Origin of the sequence: Pseudomonas sp. TTU2014-080ASC (genome assembly GCF_001446935.1) — a bacterium.
Lineage (GTDB): Bacteria > Pseudomonadota > Gammaproteobacteria > Pseudomonadales > Pseudomonadaceae > Aquipseudomonas.
The window spans coordinates 692,168-706,815 of record NZ_LKKK01000001.1 but is presented as its reverse complement, the minus strand read 5'-3'; the positions used below and the strand labels follow the sequence as shown (position 1 = coordinate 706,815).

Sequence of the window (14,648 nt, the reverse complement as noted above, 5' to 3'; positions counted from 1 at the left end):
ATGTGGGGGCGCAGTCGTTTCAGGGGGCTGGTTTCGTGACAGGCTCTGCGCCAAGATCATCACCTTGGCAGAACTCTGCCTGGGTTTAATCAATTGAGGAGCAAGCATGGCAACCGGTTTTTCCATGAACGCGTTTTTAGTTTTGTCGCTGACCCTGTTGGGCAGCGTGGCGCATGCCTCGGAAGAAACCCAGTTGATTGGCCTGATCAATCATTACCGCAGCCTGCCTCAGCCTTGTGACGGTTCGGCTTCTCAGGAGCTGCCGCCGCTGGCTGCAGATAGTCGCCTTCAGCTCTCCGCATCCGGCGCGGTGGATCTACAGGCGTCGATGGCGCGAAACGGCTATCCAATGGTCAATGTGCAGTCGGTAACTTTGTCAGGGCCGCGTGATGCCGCCTCTGCACTGAAAGTGCTGAAAGAAAGCTTCTGCAACGTCTTCCTTGATCCACAGTACGTGGACATCGGTGTTAGCCGCGCTGACCGTGAGTGGCGCATTGTTGTGGCGCGCCCATTGCTGGCGAGCCGACTTGGCGAGTGGCATGCCGAAGGTAAAAAGCTGCTGGAAGAAATTAATAAGGCCCGCAGCAGTGCCCGCCAGTGCGGCAGTGCACAGATGCTGCCCGCTGTGGCTGCACTGAGTTGGAATGAAACCCTTGGCAGCACGGCTGAAACACACAGCCGCTATATGGCCAACCGCAATGTGTTCTCCCATATAGACGGAGATGGCCGCACGCCGGGTGATCGGGCAGAGATTGCCGGTTATAGCGGCCAGGGCATCGGAGAGAATATTGCTGCCGGGCAGGACACAGCCGCGAAGGTGGTGGAGGGCTGGCTGAGCAGTCCGGGCCACTGCAACACCCTGATGGGCGCGCAGTACAAAGACTTTGGCGCTGCCTATGCCAGCGATCCGAAAAGTGATGCGGGTATCTACTGGACGGCCATGTTTGGCGCGCCGTAATGCCCGCAGATCTTACTGAGCGATGCCGAATACGTCGCGCAGGTGCTGCTGATAACGCTGCACGTCGCCTTCGATGTTCGGCACTTTCATCACGTCGTTACAGATAAAGGTCGGCAAAGCCTCCATGCCAAGGAAGGCATGCGCTTTGTGGAACGGGAAGTACACAGCATCGACACCTTTGCCTTCAAAGAAATCTGTTGGGTCTTCAAAGGCCTGGAGCGGAGCATTCCAGGTCAAGGACAACATGTACTGCTTGCCATGCACCAGACCGCCGCTGCCGTACTTTTGTGAGGCGTCAGAGCGGGTGCGGCCATCGTTGGCGTAGAGGCTGCCGTGGCCTTCGGTGAAGACTTCATCCATGTACTTTTTCACGGTCCAGGGTGCACCCATCCACCAGCCGGGCATCTGCCAGATCACCACGTCGGCCCAGAGCATTTTCTCCAGCTCGTCCTGCACGTTGTAACCGGCGTCGATATAGGTGGTTTTTACTTCAAAACCGGCTTCCAGCAGCAAGGCTTCAGCGGCGCTGTGCAGGGTGGTGTTGTATTGGCCTTGGGAATGGGCGAACGCTTTGCCGCCATCGAGCAACAGAATCTTTTTCATCGGTATCCAAATCAATCAGTTCGGCCCGGAGGCCGTTCACAGAGACATTCACGTCAGTGAATGGTGAGCCGGGAGGTTGGCTCGCGGGTTGTTCAGACTGATGTAGATGAGGGTGTTGAGGGGAACTTCAAGGGGCGGATGGTTCATCCCTGTAAAACAGGGATGAACGGAGGGGGTTAGTTGGCCGGCGCTGGTGTTTGTATTCGCAGCAATTGGCTGGCGAGCACAGCATTCCTGCCTTCTATGTCGCTGACCTCCGCGAGGCTTGCGCCGGCAACGAATGCGCCCAATCTTAGGCTCTGGCGCACATAGTGATTTTTGCCGGCCTCAGCATTCAGAATCAGCGCGTTATTGCCGAACTCGGACTCGGTTTCCAGCGTATGTTTGCCAGGGCTAAGCGGGGTGTAGATGTAAGTTCTGTTGGCTGTTTCGGCGAGTAACTTTCCATCTAGATAGAGGCTTTTTTTCAGCGACTTGCCGAAGAAGGAGTCGCGGTAAATATAAAGCCCTGCCTGATCTGCTGCGGGCGCTGGGAAGGCTTTAAGTTCGCGGTCTTTATCGGTTGATTCCATTGGCACTGAGGCACAGCCAGCCAAAAGGATAAAAGCGAGGGATGCTACAGAGAGTTTGAGTGTATTGAGCATAGGTACTCGTTCCTGAGTGTTGGTGTAAAGCGGTCACATCAATGTGCCGCCAGCCGGAACGGTATCTGTATTAAAAGGTGCTGAAAACTGAAAAGTGAGGTGAGGATTAAATTAAGTACGCCTGTGCTGTGAGGGGCTCAGGCGTACTCAGATGAACTTACTGCTGTTTGGCGACCGTTGACTCGGGCTTGGCGGACCAAATGCGGTAATGCACTTCAACGTCGGCTGGTGTGTACACCACAATCGGCAGCTTGCTGTTGTAACGAACCAGCTTAGGCTCGCCGCCTGCCTGAACGAAGGCTTTTTTCAACTCGTTGTTGAGGCAGCCCATCATGGTGCTGATGCCTGGGCCAACTTCGCTCAATTCGTAATAGGTGTAGCCCCAGCCTTCAGCTGTTTTTTCCTGCCACTGGCCGCCGAGGCGACGCACGTTGCAATCCACTTCCATGGTCTTACCGGCCAGGATCTCAACTTTATGGTCGCCTTCATTGTCCAGAACAGGCAGGTCGATCACATGGCGGGTATACCCTTCAGCCGGGGCAGGATAAGGCTTGAGGGCGTCAGGTGTAGCTGCACAGGCCATTAGCGGCAGGCTGCAGATCATGGAGGCGAAGGCTTTATTAAATTCGTACATAAAAATCCGTTTTCCGTGGCTACCTGACGGCAGCTGTTACAGAAGCCCTTCGGGCATTGAGTTTTACTGACCCAACTAAATAGGCCAAGTTCCCCTTTGTCGCAAGTTGGGTTGTCTGACGATTACGTCAGAGAATCCTGAGCGGGTTTAGTTGCTCGGCCCATGGCTTAGTGAGTACGAAGGTTGCCATGGAGTACTGGCGGGTTGGTTTCAAGGGGTTGAGGCGCGTTGTTATCGGGACCGTACAGACTGACTCTATGCGCTCAGTGCCGGTTGCTTAGTTGGGCAGTTAAGGCATTACTGGAGTAACTGTTTTTGCCCAGATTACTGGCAACACATGCTCTCGGAGTAACGGAGCAAGAGTTTCGGGTAACGGTTCATCTTGTGTCAGCCAGCGCAGCTCTTCCAGCTCAGCAGCGGGGCTGACAGGGTGGGGCAGGTGCGCAGTGAAGATGCAGGCATCAATCCAAGTATTTGTCTCGTTGGCGGCAGGTGAATTGAACTGGCCGAGGTGATTTAGGGCATCGGCAGGCAACTGCAGATTCAACTCTTCTTCCAGCTCCCGTTGTAGGGCTGTGATCGCATCTTCACCGGGTTCGGTTTTTCCGCCGGGCAGCATAAAAGCGTGGGTGTTACGTTTGCGCACTAGTAAAAGTCGACCGTTATCGTCGAACAGGCAAGCGGCGGATATCGAGAGTGTGGTGGGCATGGCGAAGTGTTTCGGTTTGATAAGACTGGTGTGGATTTTAAACCTGTAAAGACGGCTTCTGACTCATCCCCGGATAATCAAGTCATGAACTCGCCATCTCTATGAAGTCTGAGCCGGGATGCAAGATTGTTGACGCTGTATTCATCCGCCAAGGGAGCGTGATAATCGCTGAGAGCAATTCTGTGGCGGTGGTTCTGCTGTCTCATTCCGTTAGCTTGCTGGCACCTGAGAAAGGTGGATGGGGGAAATGCCAGAAGAGCTCCCCGATCCACCCCGCGGGACTGGGTTAATCGATGCCGACAAAACCTCCGGTTTGGTGCTGCCATAGGCGGGCGTAGAGGCCGCCGCGTTCGATCAGTTCGGCGTGGGTGCCGGTTTCGATGATGCAGCCCTGATCCATCACGACCAATTTGTCCATCCGCGCGATGGTGGAAAGGCGGTGGGCGATGGCGATGACGGTTTTGCCTTGCATCAGGGTGTCGAGGTTGTCCTGAATCGCTGCTTCGATTTCCGAGTCCAGCGCTGAGGTGGCTTCGTCCATGATCAGGATTGGCGCGTTTTTCAGCAGCGCACGGGCGATGGCGATACGCTGCCGCTGGCCGCCGGAGAGTTTTACCCCGCGTTCGCCGACTGTGGCCTCTAAACCCAGTCCGCCCTGGCCGTCATCCAACTGCGGAATAAAACTGTCGGCGCTGGCTTTACGCACGGCGGCGAGCATTTCTTCTTCACTGGCCTCGGGCTTGCCGTAGAGCAGGTTGTCACGGATGGAGCGGTGCAGCAGGGCGGTGTCCTGGGTGATCATGCCGATCTGTGCGCGCAGGCTGTCTTGGGTCACCTCGGCGATGTTTTGTCCGTCGATCAGGATCGCGCCGTCTTGCAGGTCGTACAGGCGCAGCAACAGACTGACCAAGGTCGATTTGCCTGCTCCGGATGGGCCGACCAGACCGATTTTTTCACCTGGTTTTACCTCCAGACTCAGGCCGCTGATCACGCCGTGTTCTTTGCCGTAGTGGAAGTGAATGTTGTCGAAGCGGATGGCGCCTTGCTCAAGTTGCAGCGTCTTGGCGTCAGGCTTATCCACCACCAGACGCGGCTGGGCGATGGTCTTCATGCCGTCTTGCACGGAGCCGACGTTGTCGAAGATGCCGTTGACCACCCACATGACCCATTCGGCCATGTTGTTCAGGCGGATCACCAGTCCGAGTGCCAGCACAATCGCGCCTGCAGAGATCAGGTCACCACTCCACAGCCACAGTGCCAGTGCGCCTGTCCCGACAATCAGCAGGCCGTTAAGGCTGGTGATGAGAAAGTCCATCAGGGTAATGGTGCGAGCTTGCAGACGGAACTTGTGCACTAGCTCGCCCATGGCCTCGCCAGCGTACTGCTCTTCAAACTGGGTGTGGGCAAAGAGTTTGAGGGTGGTGATGTTGCTGTAGCTGTCGACTACGCGGCCCATCAGTTTTGAGCGTGCTTCTGAGGCTGCTGCTGAGCGGTTTTTCAGGCGCGGTACGAAGTAGCTGAGCAGGGCTGTGTAGAGGATGATCCAGCTGATCAGGGGGATCATCAGGCGTGGGTCAGCAGAGGCGAACAAGTAGAGCGCGCTGCCGGTGTAGACCACGATAAACCACAGTGCATCGACCACCTGCATGGTGGATTCACGAAGGGATTGGCCGGTTTGCAATACGCGCTGAGCGACACGCCCGGCAAAGTCGTTCTGAAAGAAGTTCAGGCTTTGCTTGAGCACGTAGCGGTGGTGCTGCCAGCGGATCATGTTGGTCAGGCCGGGGTTAAAGGCCTGGTGTGTCAGCAGGTCATGAATGCCGAAAACAACAGGGCGAATGACCAGCGCGAGCAGCAGCATGCCGATCAATTCGGTCTGGTATTTGCTGAAGAATTCGCTGCTGGGCGTGGCCTGGATCATGTCGATCAGCCTGCCAAGGTAACTGAACAGCAAAACTTCGATAAAGGCGGCGAAGAAGCCAAGCACCAGCACGGCGATCATCAGGGGCCAGATCTGGCGCAGGTAGTGGGCGTAGAAGGCGATTATGCCGGAGGGTGGTTCGACGTCCGGGCTGGGTTTGAAGACGTCGATAAGTGTTTCGAAGTAGCGAAATAACATGGCGTTAGGCTTCCTGCCTGAGTGCGGGCGTCCCTGCTTGCAAAAGTGCCGGAGGTTGGGCCTCCGGCGGTGCCTATCAGAGACGCTTGGCTGTTTCTATTAATACAGGTTCAGTTGGTACGTTCTGGTGCATGCCGCGGTTACCGGTTGGTACCTGGGCGATCTTGTCGACCACGTCCATGCCCTTGGTCACTTTGCCGAATACGGCGTAACCGAAGTCGCGTGCGCCGTGATCGAGGAAGGCGTTGTCGTTGTGGTTGATAAAGAACTGACTGGTGGCGGAGTCCTTGGCCTGAGTACGGGCCATGGCCAGAGTGCCGCGCACGTTGTGCAGGCCGTTGTCGGCTTCGTTCTTGATCGGTGCCTGGGTTTCTTTCTGCTTAAGGTTGGCATCAAAACCGCCGCCCTGGATCATAAAGCCCGGAATTACACGGTGAAACTGAGTGCCGTTGTAATAGCCGCTGTCGACGTAGCTGAGGAAGTTGGCGGTGCTGATCGGTGCTTTTTCCTGATTCAGTTCAATCTCGATGTCACCAGCAGTGGTGGTCAGCAGCACTTTTGGGTTTTCTGCGGCCATCAGGCTACCGGCCAGCAGCATGGAACAGGCGGCGAGGGTCAGTTGCTTCAGCATCGTTTTAGTCCTTATCGGCAGGGTTGGCAGTCTGTTCGACTTCACTGAGGAAGGCTAACAGGCTGCGGTTAAAGTGTTCAGGTTGATCCAGCGGCGTGGCGTGTCGGGAATCTTCAATCACCAGCAGCCGGGCATTTTGCATTTCATCAACATAGGTTTGCTTCAGAGCGACCGGCGTGTAGTCATGATCAGCGGCAACCACCAAGGTCGGACAGGTGATTAGCCTCAGCCGTTCCCGCACGCTCCAACCGATGATGGCATCCAGGCTGGACAGGTAAGCACGCTTATCGTTTTGCGGCCAGCGTTCTTCCATTTTCTGCCGTAGCAGGGTTTGTTCAGGTTTGGGAAACAGCAGCTTGCCCAACGCTTTGGCCAGTGTATTCAGGCTCAACAACCGTGCGAGCGTCCAGCGCTTGGCTATCTCAAGCCTGTCGCCCCAATGTCGCGCTCTGACCTCAGGCGTGCTGTTGACGATGCATAGGCTCTTGAGCAAATGCTGGTGATCCACGGCCAGTTGAAAACCGATCATGCCGCCCATGGAAATTCCGACCAGATGTACGCAGGGCAGGTTCAGGTGCTCGATAAGCGCAGCGGTGTCATCGGCAAAGCCTTTGATGCTGTAACGCTCGCGGGGCTTGGAGGATTGTCCGTGGCCGCGTACGTCAAACGCTATTACCCGAAAGTACTGAGAAAGCACAGGGATTTGCAGTTCCCAGTCGCGGGTGCTGGAGCCAAGGCCGTGCACCAGTAACACCGGTGCGCCTTGTCCGTGCTCTTCGTAATAGAGATTACAGCCGTTATGGGTGAACACTGGCATGGCGGGGCCTCAAGGCTTGTGAGGTTCGGGGGCGGCGAAAGGGGCGCCCAGAGGCACGGTATCAAAGCGAGTGATCAGGTCGACCAAAATCTGTGTTGCAGGGCCTAGGGGTTTGTCCTTGTTACGGTACAAATAGAAGGTGGCATTGCGCTGACCGCCTTGCTCCAGCGGCAAGGGCTTGAGCAGACCTTCGTTGAGTTCGCGCTCGATCATGTGGCGCGGCAGCCAGGCGAAGCCCAGGCCATTGCTGACGAATGTTACTGAGGTGGCCAAGCTGCCTACGGTCCAGCGTTGCTCTGCGCCCAGCCAGCCAACATCGCGGGGTTGTTGCTGGCCTGAGTCGCGCACCACCACCTGCATTTGCGATTCAAGGTCCTGATAGGTCACGGTACGTTGCAAGCGATGAAGGGCGTGGTCCGGATGGGCTACAGCGACAAATTCGACGGTGTGCAGCTGGCTGCCGAGAAAACCGGTGATATTCAAGCCGCTGATGGCCAGGTCTGCGGTGCCTGCGCGAAGGATTTCCTCAACGCCTGAGAGCACTTCTTCCCGCAGGCGCACGCGACAACCCCGGCTTTGCGGCATAAATGCGGTTAGGGCGCGAACCAGCCGGGCGTTTGGGTAGGCGGCATCCACCACAAGGCGCACTTCTGCCTCCCAGCCCTGTTCCATGTGATGGGCTAGGTCTTCCAGCTGGCTGGCCTGTTTAACCAGTTGTCGTGAGCGGCGCAGAAGGACATCACCGGCCTCTGTGAGCACCGCTTTGCGTCCGTCGATGCGCAGCAGTGGTACGCCGAGTTGTTCCTGCATGCGGGCGACGGTGTAGCTGACCGACGATTGCGAGCGGTGCAGCATCTCTGCTGCCTGAGCAAAGCCGCCGTGGTCAACCACGGCTTGCAGGGTGCGCCATTGATCCAGTGTTACCCGTGGAGCTTTCATATCCGGTCCTTTTGCACTGACAGCGGGTGCCTAAACATTCGTGAGCCGAGACTGACTAGGGAAACGGGTACGCACTCGACGGCTTCTCCCCCAGCCCCTAAACTGGCCTTCCTGTTTTGGAGACTGCCCTGATGAAGAAGTTTTGCTGCGCGGTGCTTGCCAGTTTTCCTCTGGCAGTAATGGCCTATCCGATCGACGTTGAAAAACAACTCAACGGCGCTGAGGTGTCTGTAACGCCTCTGCAGATCGACCACAATATGGCCAGCGTGCAGCTCTACAACTATGGTGAGATCGGTGCCCGCTGTAAGGCCGTGTTCCGCAGCGGTCCTGAAGCTCCACGGACGCGTCGGGCCGTCATCGGTGCTGGGCAGGTCAGCACGCTGACACTCAAATCCAATCGCAGCATCATAAAACTCAGGATCAACGTCACCTGCGAGCAGGAATGACTGACTTGATCACCAGACTAAATTTCATTGCCAGATAAATCAAATAATCAGATAGAAATGCGCAGTTAATTGCGCTTTTTTATCGGTATTTGCGCTCATAACATTCCACTCCATTAACGCTTACCGGCCGAATGGAGAATGGAAATGGCACATGTTCTGGTGATTGAAAGCAGCGCCCGCAGCGAAGGGTCGGTATCGCATCATTTGGTGGATTCATTCATCTCCGCGCGCCGGGCTAACCACCCGAGCGATACCTTCACCCTGCGTAATCTGGCGGTTGATCAGGTGCCCCATCTGGATGCCGATCTGCTCGGCGGCTGGATGAAGCCCGTTGATCAGCAAAGTGCAGCGGAGCAGGCGGCGCTTGAGCGCTCTAATCTGTTGACTGAAGAATTGCTCGCTGCTGATGTGCTGGTGCTGGCTGCCCCGATGTACAACTTCGGCATTCCCAGCACGCTCAAAGCCTGGCTTGACCATGTGCTGCGTGCAGGTGTGACCTTTAAGTACACCGAAACCGGCCCGCAAGGCCTACTGTCTGGCAAGCGCGCCTATGTGCTGACGGCTCGCGGCGGCATTTATTCCGGCAGCCCACAGGATCATCAGGAGCCGTACTTGCGCCAGGTCCTGGGTTTTGTCGGCATCCATGATGTGAGCTTTATTCATGCCGAAGGCCTGAACCTGGGTGAAGAGTTTATGAAGCGCGGTTTGAACGAAGCTCAGGCCAGGTTGGCTGAAGCGATCTGAAAGATTTATCCCATGCTCCTTTCGTCCTTCCCCGTAGGACGATTTGCCCGGTCTTTTCCCGAATTGACCGGGCTTTTTATTTTTGCTCCCTCACTACTGGGGTTTAACGGTACTTCCATGCAGAATGGCTGCCTTGTGATTAACCTCGCAGTTTGCCATTAGGGGATTTTGATGCAGCTTTCCGGGCGTGGGGTGGCGCTTTCGTTGTTGGCTTCGGTGCTGTTTGCCATGGTGCCGGGCTATGTTCGTTTTCTTGAGCCGCTGGACGGCCTGCAGGTGTTTGCCCACAGAGTTCTGTGGTCAATACCCGCCGTGCTGCTGTTGATCACGTTGCTGCGCCAGTGGCCGAATCTGCTGGCTGCGTTTGCGCGGGTCCGCCGAGACCCCATATTGATGCTGTGCCTGCCGCTGGCGGCGTTGTTGATGGGGACGCAATGGTTTCTGTTTTTGTGGGCACCGCTGCAGGGGCGGATGCTGGAAATCTCAATGGGGTACTTTCTGACGCCGCTGGCCATGGTACTTGCGGGGCGGATTTTTTATGGCGAACGGCTGCGGCCTTTGCTGCGTCTGGCGGTGTTCAGCGCGTTGTTGGGGGTGGCTCACGAGTTGTGGCGCACCGGGGCGTTTTCCTGGTTGGTGCTGCTGGTGACGTTTGGCTATCCGCCGTATTACATGCTGCGTCGGCGTATGGGGCTGGATGCTCTCAGTGGCTTGGTGTTTGAGATGATGCTGATGGCTCCGGTGGCCATCTGGCTGGTGCTGCAGTACGGGCCGCAAGATTTGTTCGGCCACTCACCGCAATTGCTCTGGCTGCTACCGGGATTGGCAGTACTGACCTCGGCAGCTTTCGGTTCGCTGATCGCCTCCAGTCGGCTGTTGCCGTTGGGGCTGTTTGGCATTCTCAGTTATGTAGAGCCAGTGCTGCTGTTTCTGGTAGCGCTGGTGTTTTTGGGAGAACACTTTGACTCGGCTCAGTGGCTGACTTATCTGCCGATCTGGCTGGCGGTGTTGTTGGTTGGGCTGGACAGCGGGCGCGTGCTGATGAAGCAGGCCCGCCAAGTGGATTAGCAACGGGACTGGCGTGGGGTCAGTCGATCACGTTGCGCAGCACTTCATAGATGATGCCAGTGGTGATGGCCACGAGTGCAACGTCTGTGCCGAGTTGCTTCCATTCGTAGCCGTCATAGTGCGGCAATTGGCTGAGCAGGCGACTGTCGAAATTCTTGGCAATGCCCGGCGGCAGCGGCTTACCGCGAGCGAGATTTTTCGCAATGCCTGGCGGTAACGCCTGGGTCGGGCCAATCAGGTTGCGGTTATCCCCAAGTACGACGCGCACCCGGCCAATGTCGATAGACGGGCCATTCAGGTTGATGCTGACGTCACTGTTGTTGCCGTTTCCATTGCCATTACCCCGGCCAGGATTGTCATGCTTGGGGGCTGATAACGCCGGTTGTGCCAGTACTGCAAGACTGAGCAGGGCTGTCAATAACAGCGGAGTTCGGTGTGTGCGCATAACAGTCTCCAATCAACACTGATTGCGGTTTGTTGGACAGTTTGATCGGTTGCGAGGACATTTGTTCTCGGTATGTCGTCATTTTTATCGTTCAGAATGCAAAGAAATTCGGCCAAAAGCCCGGAAAGCGGTACGCTATGCGGCTGATATTTGCTTCTTCCGTCGAGGTTATTACGTGTTTTCCCAATTCGCCCTGCATGAACGCCTGCTTAAAGCCGTGGCCGCGCTGAACTTTGTCGAGCCTACCCCGGTGCAGCTTGCTGCCATTCCTCCGGCGCTTGCGGGAAAAGACCTGCGGGTTATCGCGCAAACCGGCAGCGGTAAAACCGCTGCGTTCGTTCTACCGATGCTGAGCCGTCTGTTTGGCGATGGTTCGTCCAGACCGCGCATGAGTGTGCGGGCCATGATCATGCTGCCGACCCGCGAGCTGGCGCAGCAGACCCTTAAGGAAGTGGAGCGTTTTGCTCAGTACACCTTCCTCAAGCCAGGGCTGATCATTGGCGGTGAAGATTTCAAGGTTCAGGCGGCCATGCTGCGCAAGGTGGACATTCTGATCGGTACGCCGGGCCGGCTGATTGAGCACGCCAATGCGGGCAACCTGCTGCTGGATGAAGTAGAGGTGCTGGTGCTGGACGAGGCTGACCGCATGCTCGATATGGGCTTTGCTGAAGACGTGCTTCGCCTGTCCGAAATGTGCAATGTCGAGCGTCAGACGCTGTTGTTCTCCGCGACCTCGGGCGGTGCAGCGCTGCGTGATGTGGTCAGCAAGGTTTTGAAGAATCCTGAGCACCTGATGCTCAATCGGGTCAGTGAGATCAGTGAGGGCATTCATCAGCAGATCATTACGGCTGATCACGCGCACCACAAAGAACAGCTGGCCGAGTGGCTGCTGACCAATGAGACCTACGATAAGGCCATCATTTTCACCAATACCCGCGCCCAGGCCGATCGCTTGTACGGCAAGTTAGTCGCTAAAGAATTCAAAACCTTTGTCCTGCACGGGGAAAAAGACCAGAAAGATCGCAAGCTGGCCATCGAGCGCCTTAAGCAAGGGGCTGTAAAAGTGCTGGTGGCCACTGATGTAGCGGCCCGTGGTCTGGATGTGGACGGCCTGGATCTGGTGATCAACTTCGACATGCCGCGCTCCGGTGACGAGTATGTACACCGCATTGGTCGTACGGGGCGTGCAGGTGGCGAAGGTCTGGCGATTTCTCTGATCTGCCATAACGACTGGTCGTTAATGTCGAGCATCGAGCGCTACCTGAAGCAGCGCTTTGAGCGCCGTAACATCAAAGAGCTCAAAGGCACCTATCAGGGGCCGAAGAACCTCAAAGCGTCGGGCAAGGCAGCAGGCACCAAGAAGAAAAAGACCGACAGCAAAAACGGCAAAAAGGTAGCGGCGAAGAAGCCAGCCGCCAAGTCGCCAGCCAAGCGCAACAAGCCGAAGGCGGATGCACCTACGCTGGTCAGTCAGGATGGACTGGCACCGCTGAAGCGTCGCAAGCCGACAGCGGAATAAGCTCAGCGCGGGAAACAGAAACGGCGGATCAGCCTAAGCTTGATCCGCCGTTTTGCGTTAGGGCGTTGTCATCTCTGCATCTGCCCCAGGCTCGCTCGACTCTGCTTCTGACTGAGTGGCGAGCAGCTCAGATTCATCCTGCAGTGGTGTGCTGGTTACGGTGAAATCGACAATCTCGATGGCCCCGTTACCTTGCCCGGTCAAGTGGAAGGAGAAGGCCTTGCGGGTTTTTGGATTGTCGAAACTGAAGGTCAGTTCTACCGGCTGATCTCGGGTCAGCAGCGGCAACTGCGGGATTTCGATGTCGGTTTCCCGTTCATATTCCTTGGTCTTCAGCTGCAACCGGGCTCCGTTTTTGTCTAGTTTGGTAGCGCGAATTTTCAGGCTGACCTGGGTACGGCTAGCTGCATTGAGGGTGAGGTATTGGGCACCGATCAGGTTGTCGGCCCAGTCATCCACCTCGCCGTTTTTAAGGGCGACAGGATGACTGTTGGCAAACTGGAAACGCTGTTCGCTCTGGTTGTGCAGCAATGATTGATCCAGCAGGGCGGCGCGCTGGCTGATCAGCCTGGCTGGTCGCCCCGTGATACGACCAACAAACGGGGCGTTAGCGGCAATAAAGCCTTCGCTGTCGTAGCGACGGCAGACATTCTGGAAGTCGCACTCAGTCAGGCTGCCATGGCCATCATGCAGGCGTAGCAGGCCGTTGGTGTAGGAGATCATCTCCCGGCCGTGGGCGTAATTGCGCAGCAAGGAGCGGCCGGAGAGTGCATCTGGCACCGGGAAGGCAAAGTAGTCGAGTACGCTGGCGGTTAGGTCCACGTGGCCGTAAACGCCGTGTTTAAGCTTCGGCAAGTCTGACTGTTCTGGGGCCAGTAGCAGGTTAAAGCCCCAGGCTGAGGCAAGCCGGACATTCTCCAGACCGTGGGACTCGTCGGAGGTGACAATCACCAAGGTGTCGTTAAGCACGCCGCGTTGTTCAAGGCTGTCGAGGAAGTCGGCGACGGCATCGTCCAGATAGGCGATGGCCGCCAGTTTCGGTGTCTCGTGGCGATCCAGATACTCCTGCGGTGCCGAGTAGGGTTGGTGAGTGCCGACGGTCAGTAGGGTCAGCATCCACGGCTGAGCTTGCTGGCGCAGGGTGTGGATGTAATTCAGCGCACCTTCAAAAAAGGCCTTGTCATCCATGCCCCACGGAAATTCGAGATAGGGCTTGTTGCGGAACCAGTCGCGGCCCCGTGTGTGCTCAAAGCCCATGCGCGGCATGATCTGATCTTTGGCCATAAAACGCAGGCCTGCCCCTTGCAGGAAGTGGGTGCTGAGGCCGCGCTCGCGCAATTGTGCGGGCAGACACTGCTCGCTGCGTTGTGGGTTGTTGAGTAGTTCCAGCCCCTTCGGGGTGCCGGTATCCAGCTTGCTGTAATCGCCGCAGAGCATGGCGTAGAGGCCGCGAATAGTCTGATGGCTGTGCAGCACATAGTCGTAAGTAAGCATGCCGCGCTCGGCCCATTGGCTCAGGCGAGGCATAGGCTGTTGGTTGTACGGACTGCCGATGGCGGTGCGGCTGGCTTGCAGGTAGGCACCGGGGACACCTTCAAGGGTGATAATCAGCACATTGCGGGCGCTGCCGGCCTGCTTGAGCAGCGGGCTGCCGGACAGGTCCAGCTGGCTCAGGCCGCGAATATCGACCGGGCCGGCCGGCGGCGGATCAATCCAATCGAGTATTTGTTGGCGGGCGCTGCTGCCTGCCTCAGCCAGCAATTTGTGCGGCAAATTGAATTGCAGCCACTGATCCGCCTCGCTGGGCTTGAGCTGTTGCAGCAAACCGTGGGCTGCCAGCAGAGCCAGCGGTAATAGCAGGGCGGTGCGCTTGAAGCGGGTGGCGGTGTTTGAGCGGCACAAGCGGGTGAACAGGTAGATCAGCAGTGTGCCCAGCAGTGCCAGCGCCAGGCCGGGATAGGTCGGGCCGCTGCCTTGGGTTGAGTGGCTGAGGAACTGGCGGTCGGTCAGGTATTGGATGTCGGAGAGGGCGGGCATGCGCCCGACTGCGCTGACCAGTTCAACCGAGCCCAGGCATAAGATGCCCCACAGCACCAGACTGAGGCCGCTGAGCAACCAGTGACGTTGATGCACCAACACCACCAACAGGCTGCCAATGGCGAGGTCAGACAAATAGCCGTAGAGATGATTCCAGCCCAGGCTTAAACGCAGTGCGAGCGGAATGCCGAGCAGCAGCAAGGTCAGACTGATTAAGGGCCATGAAAGGCGGTGCAGGGTAAAACGGGGAGGGCGCACAATAACTCCGGTGAACTTGCACTCTCAGCGTGAGCACAGAGTTAGCTGGGACTGTGCGGGGCTGAGTGGCCGATATT

General features: G+C 57.0%; 15 protein-coding genes. 5 read left to right on the top strand and 10 right to left on the bottom strand.

Annotation, left to right across the window (positions count from 1 at the left end):
• Positions 1-106 precede the first annotated feature (106 nt).
• Positions 107-958 (top strand): CAP domain-containing protein, encoded by an 852-nt coding sequence (locus tag AO726_RS03290; RefSeq protein WP_058066616.1) that lies wholly within the window; start codon positions 107-109, stop codon positions 956-958.
• A 12-nt stretch (positions 959-970) separates the two neighbouring features.
• Here the strand turns inward: AO726_RS03290 and AO726_RS03285 are convergent, their stop codons facing one another.
• The 8 genes from AO726_RS03285 to AO726_RS03245 all read right to left on the bottom strand — a co-directional run bounded on the left by AO726_RS03285 (position 971) and on the right by AO726_RS03245 (position 8,054).
• On the bottom strand, positions 971-1,561 hold the full coding sequence (locus tag AO726_RS03285) for an NAD(P)H-dependent oxidoreductase (protein WP_058066615.1): 591 nt from the start codon (positions 1,559-1,561) through the stop codon (positions 971-973).
• A gap of 176 nt (positions 1,562-1,737) precedes the next feature.
• Positions 1,738-2,205: a DUF2846 domain-containing protein gene (locus tag AO726_RS03280; RefSeq protein WP_058066614.1), complete on the bottom strand. Its 468-nt coding sequence runs from the start codon at positions 2,203-2,205 to the stop codon at positions 1,738-1,740.
• Between the two features lie 157 nt (positions 2,206-2,362).
• Positions 2,363-2,839, bottom strand: coding sequence for a serine protease inhibitor ecotin (eco, locus tag AO726_RS03275; protein ID WP_058066613.1), 477 nt, complete (start codon positions 2,837-2,839; stop codon positions 2,363-2,365).
• Positions 2,840-3,128: 289 nt separating this feature from the next.
• Positions 3,129-3,548 (bottom strand): NUDIX hydrolase, encoded by a 420-nt coding sequence (locus AO726_RS03270; protein WP_058066612.1) that lies wholly within the window; start codon positions 3,546-3,548, stop codon positions 3,129-3,131.
• A 286-nt stretch (positions 3,549-3,834) separates the two neighbouring features.
• Positions 3,835-5,667: an ABC transporter ATP-binding protein gene (locus tag AO726_RS03260; RefSeq protein ID WP_058066610.1), complete on the bottom strand. Its 1,833-nt coding sequence runs from the start codon at positions 5,665-5,667 to the stop codon at positions 3,835-3,837.
• A 76-nt stretch (positions 5,668-5,743) separates the two neighbouring features.
• Complete coding sequence (locus tag AO726_RS03255; protein WP_058066609.1) at positions 5,744-6,298, bottom strand: peptidylprolyl isomerase; 555 nt, start codon at positions 6,296-6,298, stop codon at positions 5,744-5,746.
• Positions 6,299-6,302: 4 nt separating this feature from the next.
• Positions 6,303-7,115 (bottom strand): alpha/beta fold hydrolase, encoded by an 813-nt coding sequence (locus AO726_RS03250; protein ID WP_058066608.1) that lies wholly within the window; start codon positions 7,113-7,115, stop codon positions 6,303-6,305.
• A 9-nt stretch (positions 7,116-7,124) separates the two neighbouring features.
• Entirely contained in the window at positions 7,125-8,054 is a 930-nt protein-coding gene (locus AO726_RS03245; RefSeq protein ID WP_058066607.1) for a LysR family transcriptional regulator, read from the bottom strand.
• A gap of 131 nt (positions 8,055-8,185) precedes the next feature.
• Between AO726_RS03245 and AO726_RS03240 the strand changes: the two genes are divergently transcribed.
• The 3 genes from AO726_RS03240 to rarD all read left to right on the top strand — a co-directional run bounded on the left by AO726_RS03240 (position 8,186) and on the right by rarD (position 10,312).
• The gene (locus AO726_RS03240; RefSeq protein ID WP_058066606.1) at positions 8,186-8,500 is read left to right on the top strand and encodes a hypothetical protein; all 315 of its coding nucleotides are present in this window, start codon (positions 8,186-8,188) and stop codon (positions 8,498-8,500) included.
• Positions 8,501-8,644: 144 nt separating this feature from the next.
• Positions 8,645-9,244 (top strand): FMN-dependent NADH-azoreductase, encoded by a 600-nt coding sequence (locus AO726_RS03235; protein WP_058066605.1) that lies wholly within the window; start codon positions 8,645-8,647, stop codon positions 9,242-9,244.
• A 171-nt stretch (positions 9,245-9,415) separates the two neighbouring features.
• Positions 9,416-10,312: an EamA family transporter RarD gene (gene rarD / locus AO726_RS03230; protein ID WP_058066604.1), complete on the top strand. Its 897-nt coding sequence runs from the start codon at positions 9,416-9,418 to the stop codon at positions 10,310-10,312.
• 19 nt (positions 10,313-10,331) lie between these two features.
• Here rarD and AO726_RS03225 read toward each other — a convergent pair whose 3' ends face one another.
• Complete coding sequence (locus AO726_RS03225; protein ID WP_058066603.1) at positions 10,332-10,757, bottom strand: anti-virulence regulator CigR family protein; 426 nt, start codon at positions 10,755-10,757, stop codon at positions 10,332-10,334.
• Positions 10,758-10,932: 175 nt separating this feature from the next.
• Between AO726_RS03225 and AO726_RS03220 the strand changes: the two genes are divergently transcribed.
• Complete coding sequence (locus AO726_RS03220; protein ID WP_058066602.1) at positions 10,933-12,276, top strand: DEAD/DEAH box helicase; 1,344 nt, start codon at positions 10,933-10,935, stop codon at positions 12,274-12,276.
• Positions 12,277-12,333: 57 nt separating this feature from the next.
• On the opposite strand, the gene AO726_RS03215 is transcribed toward AO726_RS03220, so the two are convergent.
• Positions 12,334-14,571, bottom strand: coding sequence for an LTA synthase family protein (locus tag AO726_RS03215; RefSeq protein ID WP_058066601.1), 2,238 nt, complete (start codon positions 14,569-14,571; stop codon positions 12,334-12,336).
• Positions 14,572-14,648 lie beyond the last annotated feature (77 nt).

Bases quoted from the DNA above. Each gene is read 5' to 3' on its own strand.
- AO726_RS03290 (WP_058066616.1), top strand. From the start codon at position 107: ATGGCAACCGGTTTTTCCATGAACGCGTTTTTAGTTTTGTCGCTGACC.
- AO726_RS03285 (WP_058066615.1), bottom strand. From the start codon at position 1,561: ATGAAAAAGATTCTGTTGCTCGATGGCGGCAAAGCGTTCGCCCATTCC.
- AO726_RS03280 (WP_058066614.1), bottom strand. From the start codon at position 2,205: ATGCTCAATACACTCAAACTCTCTGTAGCATCCCTCGCTTTTATCCTT.
- eco (WP_058066613.1), bottom strand. From the start codon at position 2,839: ATGTACGAATTTAATAAAGCCTTCGCCTCCATGATCTGCAGCCTGCCG.
- AO726_RS03270 (WP_058066612.1), bottom strand. From the start codon at position 3,548: ATGCCCACCACACTCTCGATATCCGCCGCTTGCCTGTTCGACGATAAC.
- AO726_RS03260 (WP_058066610.1), bottom strand. From the start codon at position 5,667: ATGTTATTTCGCTACTTCGAAACACTTATCGACGTCTTCAAACCCAGC.
- AO726_RS03255 (WP_058066609.1), bottom strand. From the start codon at position 6,298: ATGCTGAAGCAACTGACCCTCGCCGCCTGTTCCATGCTGCTGGCCGGT.
- AO726_RS03250 (WP_058066608.1), bottom strand. From the start codon at position 7,115: ATGCCAGTGTTCACCCATAACGGCTGTAATCTCTATTACGAAGAGCAC.
- AO726_RS03245 (WP_058066607.1), bottom strand. From the start codon at position 8,054: ATGAAAGCTCCACGGGTAACACTGGATCAATGGCGCACCCTGCAAGCC.
- AO726_RS03240 (WP_058066606.1), top strand. From the start codon at position 8,186: ATGAAGAAGTTTTGCTGCGCGGTGCTTGCCAGTTTTCCTCTGGCAGTA.
- AO726_RS03235 (WP_058066605.1), top strand. From the start codon at position 8,645: ATGGCACATGTTCTGGTGATTGAAAGCAGCGCCCGCAGCGAAGGGTCG.
- rarD (WP_058066604.1), top strand. From the start codon at position 9,416: ATGCAGCTTTCCGGGCGTGGGGTGGCGCTTTCGTTGTTGGCTTCGGTG.
- AO726_RS03225 (WP_058066603.1), bottom strand. From the start codon at position 10,757: ATGCGCACACACCGAACTCCGCTGTTATTGACAGCCCTGCTCAGTCTT.